Origin of the sequence: Streptomyces sp. NPDC048291 (assembly GCF_043201715.1) — a bacterium.
In the GTDB taxonomy this organism is placed as follows: domain Bacteria; phylum Actinomycetota; class Actinomycetes; order Streptomycetales; family Streptomycetaceae; genus Streptomyces.
Map to the genome: position 1 here is coordinate 231,325 of NZ_JBICZC010000014.1, position 17,307 is coordinate 248,631.

General features: G+C 75.2%; 6 protein-coding genes. All 6 read right to left on the reverse strand.

Annotated elements, in window-relative coordinates; translation table 11 throughout:
• Window positions 1-4 precede the first annotated feature (4 nt).
• From ACGF5O_RS35570 to ACGF5O_RS35595, 6 genes are read right to left on the reverse strand one after another with little or no spacing between them, the layout of a single operon-like run.
• Window positions 5-715: a hypothetical protein gene (locus ACGF5O_RS35570; RefSeq protein ID WP_393814026.1), complete on the reverse strand. Its 711-nt coding sequence runs from the start codon at window positions 713-715 to the stop codon at window positions 5-7.
• A 24-nt stretch (window positions 716-739) separates the two neighbouring features.
• Window positions 740-1,618, reverse strand: coding sequence for a TauD/TfdA dioxygenase family protein (locus ACGF5O_RS35575; protein ID WP_393814027.1), 879 nt, complete (start codon window positions 1,616-1,618; stop codon window positions 740-742).
• A 32-nt stretch (window positions 1,619-1,650) separates the two neighbouring features.
• Window positions 1,651-2,355: a hypothetical protein gene (locus ACGF5O_RS35580; protein ID WP_393814028.1), complete on the reverse strand. Its 705-nt coding sequence runs from the start codon at window positions 2,353-2,355 to the stop codon at window positions 1,651-1,653.
• Window positions 2,294-3,370, reverse strand: coding sequence for a GSCFA domain-containing protein (locus tag ACGF5O_RS35585; RefSeq protein WP_393814029.1), 1,077 nt, complete (start codon window positions 3,368-3,370; stop codon window positions 2,294-2,296). The genes ACGF5O_RS35580 and ACGF5O_RS35585 overlap by 62 nt, the downstream gene beginning before the upstream one ends.
• Window positions 3,371-3,381: 11 nt before the next feature.
• A complete protein-coding gene (locus ACGF5O_RS35590) occupies window positions 3,382-12,819 on the reverse strand; it encodes an amino acid adenylation domain-containing protein (RefSeq protein ID WP_393814030.1) in 9,438 nt (3,145 codons plus the stop codon).
• The gene (locus ACGF5O_RS35595; RefSeq protein WP_393814031.1) at window positions 12,816-16,838 is read right to left on the reverse strand and encodes an amino acid adenylation domain-containing protein; all 4,023 of its coding nucleotides are present in this window, start codon (window positions 16,836-16,838) and stop codon (window positions 12,816-12,818) included. The genes ACGF5O_RS35590 and ACGF5O_RS35595 overlap by 4 nt, the downstream gene beginning before the upstream one ends.
• Window positions 16,839-17,307 lie beyond the last annotated feature (469 nt).

Here is a 17,307-nt window from a genome sequence, read left to right on the forward strand (position 1 = left end):
GCTCTCAGCGCCGGGCGGCCGTGAGCGCCGTGAGGAGGCCGTCGGCCAGGTGCTCCGCCCCGGTCGTGCCGCCCGCCGCCACCGTGGCACGCAGCACGGCCCGCAGCTGCGCCTCGGGGAACGTCCCGGCGTAGGCCCGGGCGTCGTCGGCCGCGTAGGCCGCCGCGAGCGCCGTGCCGAGGGCCCGAGCGTGGGCCTCGGCACAGGCGCGGGCGTTCGCCTCGGTGGCGAGCCGGGCGTATGCGTGGCCGTAGGTGTCGGCCTCGGGCACGGAGTACCCGTTGGCCAGGGCGTGGTCGCGGGCGCCCGTGTGGCCCTCCGCGTAGACGGCGGCCCGGTCGTAGGCGGCGTCGTGCAGCCGCAGCAGGAACGGGCCGAGAGCGGACCGCCAGGCGGTCCGGTCGGCCGCCGCGCCCCGGGCCGCCGCGCGGTGCAGGGCCGTCGGCGCGGCCGTGTCCGCGGTGCCCGCGAGCAGCGGCAGCACGGTGTCCGCCTGCCAGACGTGCACGGCCCGCAGCCCGGCCGGAAGCCGCGCCGTGCCGAGCAGGGCGTGCAGACGCGTCGCCCAGACGTCCGCGGCGGGCGGCGGCAGTTCGCCGTGCAGGGCGGTGGCGAGCTGCCACAGCCAGGCCGGCGCGCCTGCCGCGGGCGGCTCGGCGGCCCCGGTCCGCAGCGCGGCGAGGAAAGCCGCCGGGGCGGCCGTGGTCGTGCCCATGTGCACCCTCCCTGCGGCGGCGGCTCAGGCGGTCAGGGACGTGCCGTCGATCGCCACCCGGCGGCCCTCCCTGGTGTGCGGGAAGTAGTCCCACACCGCGTGGTGCTGCACACTGCGGTTGTCCCAGAACACCAGCGTGCGCTCCTGCCAGCGGACCCGGCAGTGCAGCAGCGGGGTACGGGCGATGTGCCCGTACAGCATCCCCAGCAGGGCGTCGCTCTCGGCGCGCGACAGCTGGGTGATGTGCGAGGTGTAGGGGGCGTTGACGAACAGCAGTTTGCGGCCGTTCTCCGGATGGCGGGCGACGACCGGCTGTTCGGTGCGCGGCACGTCGTACTCGGGCGGCGGGGTCAGCCCGGCGTCCGTCCAGGGCTTGGCGCCGTCGTGGAGGGCGGTCAGACCGTCCAGGAAGCCGCGCAGGGCGGGGGAGAGCAGGTCGTAGGCGAGGTGCATGTTGGCGAACAGGGTGTCGCCGCCGCTGCCGCCCTCCGGGATCGTGGTGATGTACAGCATCGACCCGAGGGAGGGCTCGGCGTCGGCGGTGCCGTCGGAGTGCCAGCCGTTGCCGGCGACGGCCTTGGAGTCCTTGTCCGCCTTGATCTCCAGGATGTGCGGGTCCGACCCCTCGGCGGCGAGGGCGACGGGGTGCAGCTCGCCGAAGACGCCCGCGAACCGCTTGTGTTCCTCGGGGGTGAGGTCCTGGTCGCGGAAGACCAGCACGTGGTGGGTGTGGAACGCGTGCCTGAGCTCCTTCTCCTGCTGCGGTGTCAGCTCACGGGAGAGGTCGAGGCCGGTGACCTCGGCGCCCAGCACCGGGGTGATCGGGGCGAGTGCGAAGGTGTCGTACGGCTCGACCGGGCGGGTGGTGAGCCGTTCGACGGCGGCCAGTGCGTAGTCCTCCATGAGGGACCTCCTGGGAATCGGGGTTGGCGGGGTCACAGGGCGCGGTCGAGGAGTTCGGCGACCACCAGGCGGCCGAAGGCGAGGTTGCCGTGGATCGTGTCGTCGGGCTCGCAGAAGACGGACCGCTGCCGTCCGGAGCCGTCGGTGACACGCTCGCGCAGGTCGACGATCTCCACGCCGCGCGCGGCGAGTTCGGCGCCGACGACGTCCTGGGCGGCGAAGAAGACGGACGGGTCGGACAAGCCGGGGACGCGTTGCGGCGGCAGCGGGGCCAGCACCCGCAGTCCGAGGTCGGCCGTCCGCTCGTAGAAGGCGAGCGCGCCGCGGACACTCGCCCGGACCAGGTCGGCGAACAGGCCGCTGCGCAGGAACCGTTCGGGCACGGCGCCGTGCCGGTCGCGGTGGACGTCCCAGTTCTGCCGGGTGGCCACCGAGTGGGCGCTCAGCCCGAACGTGCACACGAGCGGCACCCCGAGCCCCGCGAACCCGGTCACGCCGAGCTCCGCCAGGAACCCCTGGACCAGCCGCCGCGCCGCCGCGTCCCGGAAGACCGGGCCACCGTCGCCCTCGTCGTCGAGGAACGGCCCGAGGAAGTCCCGCCCCGAGCCGACCGGGCCGCCCACGAAGGGCAGCCCCGCCTGCCGCGCGGCCTTCCCCACACAGCCGGCGTGGGAGTCACCGAGCAGGAGGAACCGCGCGGGACCGGGGAGCGTAGTAGTCGAGTACGGCATCGTCACACCAGTGGTCCTCTCCGCCGGCGACGGGGGTGGTCCGCGCGGGCACGGGCGGTGCCGTGTCCGCCTCCGGCCGCAGGGCCCGGAAGAAGTGCCGCATCACGAACGCCACCCCGTCGGGGGTGACCGTCCGCAGGTTCGGCCCGTACGACGCCGCCCGGTACGGGAAACCCGTGACGATCTCGTACGACGGGAAGTAGTCGACGTCGTCCGACGCGTCGGCGAGCTGACCGGCCGCCGCGCGCAGCACCGACTTGGAGTGGGTGGTGGCGACCAGGGCGTGACGGCCGGTGGCGGTCGCCGTCAGCGGCACCGGCGACACCGTGAGGACCGTGCGCAGCCGGGAGTTGACGCCGCGCGCCATCGCGAGCACGTCCGTGAGGTCCCGGTGCACCCTGTCCACCGTGTGCTGGTGCAGGACGTGCCTGCCGGGGTCGTAACGGCCGCGCACGGTACCCGGGCACACCGGCAGCACGGTGCCGGTACGGACGTCGTGCCAGGCCTCGGTCAGGCCGAGGGTGAACACCAGTACGTCGGCCCGGGTGAGCGCGGTGCGGATCGCGTCCAGCGTGACCGCGCGGGCGCGCAGCACGTCGTCCGCCGAGCGGTGGCCGTCCCGTTCCACGGCCGGCCGGTACGGGTCGTGGAAGACCCCGTCCTCCTCCCACACCTCCGTCGGCGGCTTCTCCTCCTCCAGCGCCCAGGCGACCCACTGGCGCAGCGCGGCGGCCGTGTAGACGTTGCCGGTGCGGAAGGAGAAGCGGCGGTAGCCGCGCGCCGCCTGTTCGGCGGCCGTCAGCCCCGGCGGCGGGAGTTCGGCGTCGTACCAGTGCATGCCCTCCGCCAGCAGGGCCCGGCCGATGTGCGCGGCGAAGCAGGAGCCCGCGGTGACGACGGCGTCGTCCTGGCCGATCGCGAACTTCGGCGTCCACAAGTCGTCGATGTCCGCGGGGTCGCGCTCGGCGACCGCGGTGCGCCAGAACGACCGCGTGGGCAGGCGGGTGTACGGATGCTGCACGGCTGGTCTCCTCAGGTCCGTCCGGCGGGCTGCGGCCGGGCGCCGGACGGCGACCCGGTCACGGCGAGGGCGGCGGCGATCTCCCGGACGTGGGGTTCGGCGACGATCTGGTAGTGGTCGGCGTCGACGTGGTGCAGCCGGTACGGCGCGGGCAGGTGCGGGTCCCAGGCGCCGGGGGCTGTCGGTTCGGGCGCGAGCACGGCCTCGGCCACGGGGCTGGCCGCCAGCCACACCGCGGCGGGCGTCCGGTGCAGCCGCGGCAGCCGGTGTCCCGCCATGGCCGCCAGGTTGGCCCGGCAGCAGCGCCCGAGCCGCTCGGCGTAGCGGCGGCCGGACTCCGCGAGGGGGGCCGCGGTGCCCGTTCCGGGTTCTGCGGTGTCGTCGGCTCGTTCGGCGGTGCCGTGGGCCCGGTCCGCGGGCCGTGCCGTGCCGTTTCCGCTCAACTCGCGGGCGAAGACGGCCTGTATCTGTTCCTCGTCGTAGCCGGCGAGGCGCTGTCCGGCTCCGGGCGGCGGCGGGTCGAGGAGGTGGAGGGCGGTCACCGGCCGGTCCTGGGCCTCGGCGAGCGCGGCCATCGACAGCGCGGTCCACGCCCCGAACGACCAGCCGGTGAGCGTCAGTTGCCGCCCCGGTTCCGGGAACTCCCGCCGCACGGAGGCCAGATACCGTGCGGCGCGTTCGTCGATGGAGAGCGCGTCGGGCAGTTCGGCGTCGGCGGCGCGCAGTCCGGGGTCGGCGATCAGGCAGACGGTGAGGTCGGCGGGCAGGGCGGAGACCAGGGGCCGGTAGGCCTGGATGTCCCCGCCCACCGGATGCACCAGGCACAGCACCTCCGGCCCCGGGCCGCGCTGCCACACCTCGACGTCCACCGTGCCCTGAGCGCGGAGATCGCCGCCGAGGTGGCCGAGGATCTCCGCGAGGCTCACCCGGTGGCTGAGCCGGGACAGCTCGATGTCGGTGCCGTGCCGGCGTTTGATCTCGTCGAGGAGCTCCAGCAGGGTCAGCGAGTCGGCGCCCAGGTCGTAGAGGGCGGCCTGCGGGTCGACGGTGTCCACGCCGAGCAGGTCCAGGAGGATCTCGGTGATCTCCGCGGTCGCGTCGCTCCGCACGGGAGCCGTGGGGCGGGCGGGGGTGACGGGTTCGTAGAAGTCCCGGGCGGCCGTCAGGTCCGTGGTGCCGACGACGAGATGCGGGAGTTGGAGACGGAGCGCGCGCTCGAAGACGGCGGTTCCCTCCTCGGGGGTGAGCGCCACGGTCAGGTGGTCCCGGTGCCGGGTGTCCGCCCGGGGGGCGTGCCGCTCGGCCATGCCGACGCCCCGCCACGCGTCCCAGCCGACGCTCGTGCGTGCCGTGGCGTCGCCGCCGGGCGCGCTGCGGTGGGCGTAGGCGTCCAGGCAGGCGTTGGCGGCGGCGTAGTCGAACTGGCCGACACCGCCGAACCGGGCCGCCATCGAGGAGCAGTACAGAACGTAGTCGGGGGCGTGCTCGTCGGCGAGCAGCTCGACCAGCAGGGCGCCGCGCAGCTTGGCGGCCGTGACGCCGCGGGCCGCGGCCGGCTCGCGGCGGGCCAGCAGGCCGCCCGCCGCGGCACCTGCGGCGTGCACGATGCCGGCCAGACCGTCGAGCAGCGGGGCCAGCCGGTCCGCGACGACCACGGGGTCCTCGGCCGCCAGGTCGGCCGTGACCAGGGTGACCCGCTCGCCGAACGGCCTCAGCACGGCGGGTACTTCGGCGCCGCGCGCGACCAGGACGACGCGGTTCCCGGGGTGTCGGAGGAGGCTCGCGGCCAGGGTGGTGCCGATGCCGCCCGTGCCGCCGAGGATCAGATGGGTACCCGGCGCGGCGGCGGGCCGGGCCGCCTCGCCGACGGGTACCGGCACGGTGGTGCGGCGCCACCAGAAGCCGTCCCGCAGGGCCGTCGCCCGGTCGGTGCCGGTGCCGGTGCCGGTGCCGGTGCCGCTGTCGGTGTCGGTGTCGGGGACCGAGTCGTCGAGGAGCAGGTCGGGCAGTTGGGCGGCCCAGCCGGCCGGGTGCGGGCCGGGCAGGTCGGTCCAGCGCAGGGTGACGCCGAGTTCCTGCCGGGGGACCTCCAGGGCCGCCGCGAGCAGACCGGCCTCGGGGGTGTGCACGGTCCCCGTCACCGGTTGCGCCCGCTGGGACAGCAGCCAGGCCCGGGGTCGTTCCGCCTCCGGGCGGGCGGCGAGGGCCAGGGCGAGGGCGGCGACCGTGTCGAGGCAGGCCCACTCGGCCGTCTCCAGGGCGGACACGGTCGGGCTGCCGTCGAGAGCGAGCGGAAGCGCGTGCAGCCAGTCGACGGCCGGGCCGTCCGCGCCGGTCAGGCGGTCCAGCAGGGCGGCGAGCTGCCCGGCGTCGGCGACGTCGGCCTCGTAACGGTCGTCCCCGAGCCGGGTCAGACCCTGTCCGGCGCGCACGGTCACGACCCGGGCGTAGTGACGCTCCAGGAACCGCCAGCTCTCGCCGTCCTGCCCGGGACCGATCACCACCACGGCGGTACGAGGGGACACCGGTGCGCCGGTGCGGGCCCGCCGCGAGCGGGTCCACAGGGGCTGGTGCAGCCACTCGGCGGCCGGCAGCCGGGACGTACCCGACGGCTCTTCGGGAGCGCGGGGAAAGTCGTACTCGGCCGTGTCGAACGCGGGCGGCGGAAAGTCCCAGGGCGCGGGCGCCGGGCCCGACGGCCGTACGACGGCGCGGCCGGCCGTCCACGCCTCGGCGAGAGCGTGCGGGTCGACGTCCCCGACCGCGGGGGCGTCCTGCGCCGGGGGCGCGGTGACGGTCGGCAGCGCCCGCAGCCAGGCGATCGCCGAAGTTGCGTCGGGGCAGACGGCCGCCGCGCGGTGGGCGAGGACGGGGCGTCCTGCCTGGAGGTGGCGCAGCACCTGGGGGTAGGCGTCGGGAGCGGCCGTGAGGTAGTCGGCGATACGGCGCCCGTCCGCGCGGACCGCGGCCTCGGAGGCGCCGGACAGCACCAGGCACGGGAGCGGTTCCGCCGGATCCGGCACCGGGATCGCGACCGGCTCCGGCTGCTCCAGCAGCACATGGGCGTTGGTGCCGCCGATGCCGAAACTGCTCACCCCGGCCACCCTGAGCGGGCCGGCCGGCCAGGGCTCGGCGGCGACCGGGATCCGGAACGGACCGTCGGCGATCTCCGGGTTGAGCCGGTCGAAGTCCGCCGTCGGCGGCACGACCCCGTGGTGCACGGCGAGCACCGCCCGCACCAGGCCGACGACGCCCGCCGCCGCGCCCAGGTGCCCGATCTGGCTCTTCACGGACGACAGCGCCACCCGCGCGTCCTCCGCCAGCCCGTACGCCTGCCGCAACGCGGCCGCCTCCACCGGGTCGCCGAGCCGGGTACCGGTGCCGTGCGCCTCGACATACCCCACATGGCCACCACGGCGGCCACTGCGGTCCAGCGCCGCGCGGATCGCTGCCCGCTGCCCGGGCAGCGACGGGGCGCTGTAACCGAGCTTGCCGGAGCCGTCGTTGTTCAGCCCCGAGCCGGTGACGACCGCGTACACCGTGTCGCCGTCCCGGCGGGCCGCCGCCAGCGGCTTGAGGACGACCACACCGCTGCCGCTGGCCCCCACGGTGCCCTCGGCGTCCGCGCTGAACGGCCGGCAGTGCCCGTCGGGCGAGAAGATGTGCTGCGGCCGGTAGGTGTAGCCGTCGGTCAGCTCCGTGTCGACGAGGACCCCGCCGACGAGCATCACGTCGGCGTCGCCCTGCCGCAGCATCCCGGCCGCGACGTGCACCCCGGCGAGCGAGCTGGAGCAGGCGGACTGGAGCGTGAACGCCGGTCCGGTGAGCCCGAGATGGTAGGCGGCCTTGGTGGCGAGGAAGTCCTTCTCGTGGTGCAGGGCGAGCCGGAAGGAGTCGGGCAGCAGGTCCGGGTCGCCGTCCCGGAGCATGCGCTGGAAGTAGGTGTTCTCGCCGCAGGAGGCGACCAGACCGACCCGCAGCCGCGCCGGGTCGCCGATGCCGGCGTGGGCGAGGGCCTCGGCGCAGTTCATCAGCAGGTGGCGCTGCTGGGGGTCCATCAGCCGGGCCTCGTGCGGGCTGACCGTGAACCGGCCCGCGTCGAACGCCAGCAGTCCCGCCGCCTGGGAGCGGGCGCCGACGCGGGTGCCGTCGGCCGTGGCGAAGTGCTCGATACCGCGTCGGCCGGAGACGACCAGGTCCCAGAACGCGGCCAGGTCGGGCGCGCCCGGCAGCCGTACGGCCATGCCGACGACGGCGACCGGCTCGTCCGCCCGCCGGGCCGGACCGGGGCGGGAGGCGCCGGACGCCTCCGGACGCCCGGCCGGTGTCTCGCGCGCGGTGCCGTCGTTCGTCACCAGCCGGGCCAGTGCGCGCAGGGTGACGTGCTCGAACAGGTCGGGTACGGAGAAGGGGAGATCGCCCTCGCCCGCGCATCTGAGCTGGAAACGCATCAGGTCCAGGCTGGTGGCCCCGGCGTCGAAGAACCGCTCGTCCACGTCCACGGTCCGCCCGGTCGCCGCCCGGAACAGGTCGGCCAGCCGCAGTACGAGCGGCGACGGTCCGGTGTCCGCCCGGTCGTCCGGTGACAGGCCCGCCGACAGCCTCGGTGACAGGCCGATGTCCGCCCGGTCGCCCGGCCGCGGTTCGTGCATCGCCCGCAGTTCGTGTCCTGGCGCGGCGAGCGCCGCCCGGCGGTCCAGTTTGCCGCTGGGTGTGCGCGGCAGCTCCGTCACCCGCCGGAAGGCGGTGACCCGGACGTAGGCGGGCAGCAGGCTTGCCAGCCGTCGGGTCAGGTCCGCCGGGTCGGGGTCCTCGCCCCGGCACTGGAGGACGGCGACCAGTCGGCCGTCCAGCACGCCCGCGACCGCGTTGACCACTCCGGGAGACCCGAGCAGCGCGGCCTCCACCTGGCCCAGTTCCAGGCGGTGACCGCCCAGTTTGACCTGGCCGTCGTCGCGCCCCGCGTAGTGCAGCAGGCCGTGCTCGTCGAAGCGGGCGCGGTCCCCGGTCCGGTAGAGGGTGCCCAGCTCGGGGTCGTCGACGAACCGGTCCCCGTGCGTGGCGGGGGCGCCCAGGTAGCAGCGGCCCGCCATGGGACCGCCGATGAGGAGGTCGCCCGTCACGCCCGGCGGCACCGGCAGCCCGCCCTCGTCGACGACCCGCAGCACGGCCCCCGCCACCGGGCGCCCGATCGCGGGGCGCGCCGGCCAGCGGGCCGGGTCGCCTGCCAGGCACAGGGCGCTGACGACATGGGTCTCGGTCGGGCCGTAGTGGTTGAAGAGCCGGGCGCCGTCCGGCAGTCCCGCGAACCAGCGCCGGATGGCGTCCGTGCACACCAGCTGCTCGCCGGCGGTGACGACGTCCCGCAGCCGGGACGGGAACAGCCCCGCCCGCACGCCGTGTTCCGCGAGCAGCTGCAACGCCACGTACGGCAGGAAGATCCGCTCCGCCCCGCCCGTCTCCAACTGCCGCAGCAGCGTGGGCATGTCCTGCCGCCAGACCGGTCTCACCAGACGCAGCTCGCCGCCGGAGCAGAGCGTGCTGAGGATCTCCTGGAAGGAGACGTCGAAGGAGAGCATGGAGAACTGCTGGGTGACGGCAGGCCGTTCGAGCCCTCCTGCCGCCCGCTGCCAGGTGAGCAGATTGCACAGGGTGCGGTCCGGGACCTGGACGCCCTTGGGGGTGCCGGTGGAGCCCGACGTGAACAGGGTGTAGAGCGGCCGGAGTCCGAGGTGCCGGTACGGCACGTGCGGCGCGGTGGGCGTGCGGGTGAGCGTGACGACGTGCCGGGGCAGGTCCGGCGGGGCGATCGTGGCCAGGACGTCGAGGTCCTGGGCGCCGGTCAGCACGCACAGCGGGGCCGTGTGGTCCAGCACGTGACGCAGCAGCGCCGGCGGGTAGGCGGGGTCGAGGGGGACGACGGTCAGGTTCCGGCGGGCCGCCGCGAGCAGGGCGACGACGTGCTCGACGGACGGCTGCAGGTAGAGGGCCACGGAAGCCGGGGCGGCGGGATCCCCGGGCACGCTCAGGAGCGACGCCAACTCGTTCGCCTGGACGTCGAGTTCGGCGTACGTGAGGGTGGTGTGGCCGAGGGTGACGGCCGGCGCGTCCGGGGTACGGGCCACCTGGCGGGCGAAGCCCTCGGCCACCGTCGTGAAGTCCGCCGCGACGGGGGTGCCGTGGGCCGTCCCCGCCGTGCGGTGCGGGGCGACGAGTTCGCGCAGGGCGAGGTCACCGTCGCCGGTCAGCCGGTCCAGGGCCAGCCGGAACAACCGGGCCGCGGCTTCCGCCCGTTCGGCGCCGAAGTCGTCCCGGTACTCCCACAGGCAGCCGAACCCCGACTCGTCCTCCACCACCGACAGCGTCAGCGCGCACTTGGCGTCCGCGGGCTCGGGCCACCGGGGCTCGACCGTGCAGCCCGGCAGGCGCAGCGCGGAGGACTCCGTGTTCTCCAGCACGAACATGTAGTCGAAGAGCGGGGAGCGCTCCCGGAACACCGGGTCGGCGAGCACGTCGGCGAGGAGGACCTCCTGCCCTTCCAGAACCCGGCGCACGGTGTCGGCGTGCGCGGCGAGGTGGGTGCGCAGCGAGTCGTCGGGCCGCACGGCCAGGTCGAGGAGGACGGTGTTCGCGAACATGCCGACGCTCTCGGCGAACTCGGGGCGCGGCCGGTTCGCCACCGGAGCGGCGACGAGCGGCCGGGCCTGCCCGGTCACGCCGTACAGGCACGCGGCGAACGCCGACACCAGCAACTGGAACCTGGTCAGGCCGAGTTCCCCGGCGCGCCGGTCCAGTGCGGTACGGCGCACCAGGTCGAGGGAGGTCCGCAGCAGCCGCGCCCGCGGCCGGGCGGCCTGCGACTCGGAGCGGGGCGCGGGCAGGGCCGGGGACGGCTCCGGCGCGTCGGCGTAGTGGTCGCGCAGACGGGTGCGGTGGCCTTCGTAGGCGGGCGCCGCGCGCCAGTCGCGCTGCCAGCGGGCGAGATCGAGAGGGCCCGCGGCCGGGGCCGGACGCTCCGCGTCGCCCGCGTAGGCGTCGGAGAGATCGCGGAAGAGCAGGTTGAGCGACCAGCCGTCCACGGCCGCGTGGTGCAGATGCAGCAACAGCAGACCGCCGTCGGCCCGCTCCGCCCAGGCGGCCCGCAGCAGACGGGGCTCGGTCAGGTCGAAGCGGTGGGCGAAGAAGCGGTCGGCGATCTCCCGCCAGGGCTCCCCCTCGCGGGCGTCCAGCGGCTGCCAGGGGTCGTACGGCGCCTCGGTCCGCTGGAGCAGGCCGTCCGGGGCGGGCACCAGCCGGGTGCGCAGGGCGGCGTGCCGCTCCACCAGCGAGCGCAGCGCGCGGCGCAGCGACCGCGGGTCGACGGCGCCCCGGACCCGGAAGGCGAGCGGCACGTCGTAGGAACGGTCCCCGGGATCGCGCCGGTGCAGGAGGAAGAGCCGCTCCTGTTCGCTGGTGGCGGGCGCTGCCGTGGTGTCAGGGGCGGGCGGCACCGGCGGCCGGGGATCCGCCCCGGCGGAGTGCACGGCGTCCGCGAGGGCGGCGAAGTCGGCCCGCAGGACCAGGTCCTGGGAGATGTCGACGCCGTACCGCTCCAGGATCTCGAAGCGGAACCGGAGCGCCTTCAGGGAGTCGCCGCCGCTCGCGATCCAGCGGTCGTCGGGGCGCAGGCCGCCGACGGCGAGGATCTCCTCGGCGATCTCCAGGACGGGACGCTGCTCCGCGCTGACGGCCACCGCGTCCGCACGGGTGCCCCGCCACGGCGTCACCGCGTCGCGCACCAGCGCGGCCTGGTCGACCTTGCCGTTGGCGGTCAGCGGGAGCTCCGTGACGAGGTGGGTGTGGTGGGGGCGCATGTACGGCGGCAGCGCGGCGCCGAGGTGACGTTCGTAGTCGGCGAAGGAGAGCTCGTCGCCGAGGACGAGGAAGGCCAGCAGTTCGTGGCGGTCGGCCGTGTCGCGCCGGGTGCAGACGTGGGCGCGGCGCACGGCGGGCAGGGCCAGGATCCGCTGCTCCACCTCGCCCGGTTCGATGCGGAAACCGCGCACCTTGACCTGCCGGTCGGCGCGTCCGACGTAGACCACGCGCCCGTCGGCGTCCCGGCGTACCAGGTCACCGGTCCGGTACCAGCGGCGCGGGGTGCCGTCCTCGTCGGTCAACTGGACGAAGCAACGCGCGGTCAGCTCCGGCAGGTTGCGGTAGCCGTTCGCCAACGCGGGTCCCGAGAGCAGGAGTTCGGCCACCTCGCCGTCCTCCTCGGTGCGCCCGTCCAGGGTGCGCAGCAGCAGCCCGGTCCCCGGCAGCGCCGTGCCGATCGGGATCGCGTCGCCGTCGAAGTCGCGGGGGATCGGGTGGCACAGGGCGAACGTCGTGGCCTCCGTCGGTCCGTACACGTTGTGCAGGACGGTCGGGGCATGCGGGTTGGCGTCGTACCAGGCGCGGATCGCCCGCGGGTCGAGCCGTTCACCGCCGACGAGGACCTGGTCGGCGGCGGCGAAACAGCCGGGGACCCTGTCGACGACCGTGTTGAAGAGCGCGACCGTGATGAACACGGTGTCGACACGCCGTTCGCGCAGTACGGCCGCCAGCCGGTGCGGGCTGTGCACCTCGGCGTCGTCCAGTACGACGCAGACGCCGCCGGTGAGCAGCGGTGCCCAGACCTCGAAACTGAGCGCGTCGAAGGCCGGGTTGGACATGCACGCGTAGCGGGCGCCGGGTCGCGGGTCGAGCCAGCCGGGCCGGGCCAGCCGCAGCACTCCCGCGTCGGCGACCTCGACGCCCTTGGGGCGGCCGGTGCTGCCGGAGGTGTAGAAGACGAAGGCCGTGGTGTCGGACCCGGCGGGTACGGTCGTCGGAGCGATGGCGGTGGCGGTGGCGGTGGCGGTGGCGGTGGCGGTGGCGGTGGCGGTGGCGGTGGCGGGTGCGTGCGTGGTGGGGGGTGCGGTCGGGGCGAGGAGCAGGGCGGTGTCGATCCCGTGGGCGTGCCCGGTCGTACCGTCGTGGACGACCGCGACGGCGCCGGAGTCGTCGAGGATGTGCCGCTGCCGGTCGGGCGGGCTGAGCCGGTCGAGGGGGACGACGGTGGCCCCCGCGCGGCGGATGCCGAGCATGACGCAGACCAGTCGCCAGGAGCGGGGCAGGCAGACCGCGACGGACTGCCCGGCCGCCACGCCCCGTTCCCGCAGCCGCGCGGCGACCCGGCCGCTGAGCAGGTCGAGTTCCGCGTAGTCGAGCAGCCGGTCACCGTCCTCGACGGCCACGGCGGAGGGCGTGCGGCGGGCCTGGGCGAGCACGGCTTCGGCGAGCCCGGTCTCGGCGGGTCCGTTCCCGGCGGGCTCGGTCTCGGCAGACCCGGTCCCAGCGAGCCTGGTCCTGGCGGGCTCGGTTTCGACCGTTCGGGTCTCGGCCGGTCGGGTCTCGGCCGGTCCGGAAGGCGGGGTGCGGTCGGTCATCGCGGGTCTCCCGCCGGTACGGCGACGGAGCGCGCCGCGGGTGCGGACCGCCCCTCGTGATGGGCGAGTTCGGCGGCGAGCAGCGCGGCGACCCGGGCGGTCTCGGAGCCCTCCAGGATCTCCCAGTGGTCGCAGGCCATCGTCTCGACCCGGAACCCGCCCTGCGCACGCCGCCGCCAGAAAGCGCGGACCTCGGCGTGGAAGGCGGTGTCGGCGCCCTCCGGCACTGCCTCGGCGAGGACCAGCCGGGCCGGGGAGGGGGCCGGGACGTGCGCGCGGGCGGTGAGCCGGTTGTGGTTGTAGATCCGGAAGTAGCGGTCGACCTGGGCGTCGTCGATGCCGGGGTACATCCCGTTGAACCGCACGAGCTTGTCCCGGAACTCCGCCGCGTCGACGGCGGTGATCGCCGCGCGGGCCTCGGTGTCGTCCGTCGCCTGCGTGTCGAGCAGGACCACGCTCACGTCGTTCCGTCCGGCGGCGCCGAGCAGCCGGCCCATCTCGTGGGCGACGAGTCCGCCGTAGGAGAGCCCGGTCAGGACGAGCGGACCCGTGCCGAGGGGTTCGAGGAGGCGCAGGTAGGCCTCGGCCATGGCCTCCACGCTGGGCAGCACCTCCTCTCCCGGGTTCACGCCGGGGGACTGGATGCCGTACAGGCCGGTGTGCGCGGGCAGGTGGGCGGCGAGGGGCAGGTAGCAGAAGGCGGTGCCGCCGGCCGGGTGGACGCAGACCACCCGGGGGCCGGTGCCCCGGCGGAACTCGATCAGGCTGCCCGGCGCGCGGTCCGCGCCGTCCTCGCGCAGCAGCGCCGCCAGGGACTCGATCGTCGGCCGCACCATGACCTCGGCGACCGGCAGCCGGCGGCCGAAGGCCTCGGTGACCTCGTGGGCCATCTTGATGGCGGACAGCGAGGTGCCGCCGACGTCGAAGAAGTTGTCGCCGACGCCGATCGAGGGGTGGAGCAGCACGCCCTGCCATATCCGGTACAGGGCGTGTTCCACGTGGTCGCGCGGGCTCGCCGTGTTGACCTGGTCGTTCGTCTGCTCGTGGACGAGGCGCAGCAGGGCGGCCCGGTCGAGTTTGCCGCTGCGGCCCAGCGGCAGGGACTCCAGGTCGAGGACGACGGCGGGGACCATGTAGTCCGGCAGGCTGCGGGCGAGCGCGGTGCGCCAGTCGGCGCCGGCGCGGGCCGGGGCGGCGCCCCGGCCGACGGCGGCCACCAGCCAGGGCCGGCCCGCCGGGTCCTGGTCGGCGAGGACGACGGCCTCGCGGACGCCGGGCAGCCGCGTCAGCGCCGCCGCTATCTCGCCCGGTTCGATGCGGAAGCCGCGCAGCTTCACCTGGTCGTCGGCGCGGCCCGCGTAGTGGAGCAGGCCGTCGTCGCCCCACCGGGCCAGGTCGCCGGTGCGGTAGACGCGGGCGCCGGGCACGAACGGGTCGGGCAGGAAGCGTTCCTCGGTGAGGTCCGGGCTGCCCAGGTAGCCACGGGCGAGGCCCGCCCCGCCGAGGTGGATCTCGCCGACGACACCGGGCGGCACCGGCTGCATCCGGGCGTCCAGGACGTAGCAGCGGGTGCCGGGCAGCGGGCGGCCGATGGGGCACGGGCGGTCCAGCGGGCGGGGCTCGTAGTGGGCGGTGCTGTAGAGGGTCGCCTCGGTGGGGCCGTACCCGAAGCAGACCCGCAGGCCGGGCAGGCGTTCGGCCATGCGGTGCAGGGCGGCCTCGGTCAGCGACTCGACCCCGGTCAGCAGCTTGCGCAGGCGCAGGCCGCGCAGCCGCCGGTCCGGGTCCTCGTCGGCCCACCTGACGTAGGCGGGCGGCAGGAAGGCCTGGACGATCTCGTGCGCACCCAGCCAGGCGAAGAACTCCTCCGGGTCGCCGCGCAGTTCCTCGGGGACGATGTGCAGCACACCGCCGGTGGTGAGGGGCAGCAGGAGTTCGTGGACGGAGGCGTCGAAGCCGATGCTGGACCAGGCCGAGCCCGCCTCGCCGGGTGCGGTGCCCATCCGCTCGTGCCAGACCGAGAAGAGGTTGAGGACGCTGCGGTGCTCGACGGCGACGCCCTTGGGCCGCCCCGTGGACCCGGAGGTGAAGATCACGTACGCGAGCTGGTCCGGAGTCCGCGGGATCCCGGCGGGCGGGCCGTCGAGGCCCGGCGAGGCCCCGGTCGTTCCCCCGGCTGTTCCCTCGGCCTCGACCGTGCCGAGGTCGAGCCAGTCCGGTGGCCGGTCCGCACCGCGGTGGTCGCTGAGGACCACGGGGCACGCGGCGTCCTCGACCATGGCGGCCAGCCGTTCCCGGGGCTGCCCCGGGTCGAGCGGGAGGTAGGCGGCACCCGCCTTGAGGATGCCGAGGATGCCGACCGCCAGGTCGCAGCTGCGGCGCGCGTGCAGCCCGACGACGTCGCCCGGGCGGACGGCACGGGCGACGAGGGCGTGCGCGAGCCGGTTGGCACGCCGGTCGAGCGTCGCGTAGTCCAGGGTCCGCCCGCCGTCGGTGACGGCGGTGGCGGCCGGGTGCGCGCGGGCCCGGGCCTCGAAGAGCGCGGTGAGGCCGGACGCCGAGCGCAGGGCGGTCGCGGTCGCGTCGGACGGGTCGCGGGCCACGTCCGGGCCCTGCGTGGCGTCGCCCGCGCCGATCAGCTCAAGCCGCTCGCGCGGGTCCATCAACTCCAGGGTGTTGACGGCACGGTGCGGATGCCGGGCCATGTCGGTGAGCAGACGGCGGAGGTGTCCGGCCCAGCGTTCGGCGGTGGCGGTGTCCAGCAGCGCGGTCGCGTAGTCGAGGTGTCCGGTGACGCGGCCCTCCGACTCGGTCGCCGACAGGGCGAGGTCGAACTTGGCCGGGGCGTGCGCGATCGGCAGCGGCGCGGCCTCGACCCCGGGCAGCTTCAGCAGGTCGTGCCGGTCCGGCACCCAGGCCAGCATGGTCTGGAACAGCGGGGTGTGGGCCGCGCTGCGGGGCGGGTTGACCACCTCGACGATCCGCTCGAACGGCAGGTCCTGGTGGGCCAGGGCATCGCGGACCACCGCCCGGGTCCGGGCCAGGGCCTCGGCCGCCGTCGGGGATCCGGACAGGTCGACGCGCAGCGGCAGCGAGTTGACGAGGAAGCCGATGAGCCCGGCGGTCCCGGGGCCGCGGCGGCCCGCGACCGGGCTGCCGACAACGATGTCCTGCTGCCCGGAGAGCCGTGACAGCAGCACCGTCCAGCCGGTCAGCACCGCCACGAACAGGGTGGCCCCGTGTTCCCGGGCCAGGCCGCGCAGCGCGGCCGTGACCTCCGCGTCCAGCTCGAATGCGACGCGACCGCCGTCGTAGCCCTGCTCGGCGGGCCGCGGTCCCGGCACCGGCAGTTCGAGGACGGGCGGGGCGTCGGCCAACACATCCTTCCAGTAGGCCTCTTGAACGGCGAGGGCACCGCCGAGCACGGACTCCCGCTGGGCGTCGGCGTAGTCCGCGTACTGGAGCCGCGGCTCCGGCAGCCCGTCCGGCACGCCCGCCGCCAACGCCTCGTAGACGACCGCGACTTCCCGCATCATCACGTTCATCGAGGCGCCGTCGTAGATGCTGTGATGGAACGTCAGCAGCAGCACGTGACGTGCGGCGCCGAGGGCGAGCAGCCGGCCCCGCCAGAGCGGACCGGCCGCCAGGTCGAACTCCTGTGCCGCCTCTTCCCGTTGACACGCGGTCACGCGCCCGTCGGGGTCGGCCGCGGCGCCGAGGTCCTCGACCTCCAGGGGGGTACCCGAGCCCGGCGGGTCGATGTGCTGGCACACTCCGCCCGCCTCCGCCACCAGCCGGGTCCGCAGGGTCTCGTGCCGGTCGGTCAGCGCGTCGAAGGCGGCCGCCAGGATGTCCCGGTCGAGCGGGCCGGTGAGCAGGAAGGCGAGGGCCTCGTTGTAGGCGGTGCTCCCGCCCGGGAGCTGGGCGAGGAACCACAGCCGCTGCTGAGCGAAGGAGGCAGGCCGGATCCGGTGGGCCGGGGAGGTGGGGGTGGGGCGGGGAGTGTTCTGCACCGGCAAGGCCTGGCCTTCCTGTCGGGGGACGGGACCGGGGTGACGGAACAACGGAACAGGGGCGCGGCGGACGACGGCATCGCGCGAAGTGGCGTAAGGGGATGGGGGGAATGGGATGCGTAGATATCGGCGAGTGGGGGAGGACCGACGGGGGATACGCGTGGTGCAGCTGCGCACGCTGAGGCGTCAGCTGTGCGGAGTTTCTGAGGGGGCTCCGTGACTTAGCTGTGATCATCAGTCACGCGTTGAGGGCATGTCAACACTTGACATTCCAGAGGGAGTTGACCTAACCGGGACGTTCTCCCGGGCGTCCTCGACGTTCTCGATGCCCTCGGCGTCCCGGCAGGCCCGGACGCGGAGCATCGGATGTTCCCGCGCGCGTCACCGTCTGCGGCGCGCCACCGGCGTCACCGCCCCGGGCCACCGCCCCGGGGACCGCGCCCCGGGACCGCGCGAGGCAGCGTCCGTCAGGTCC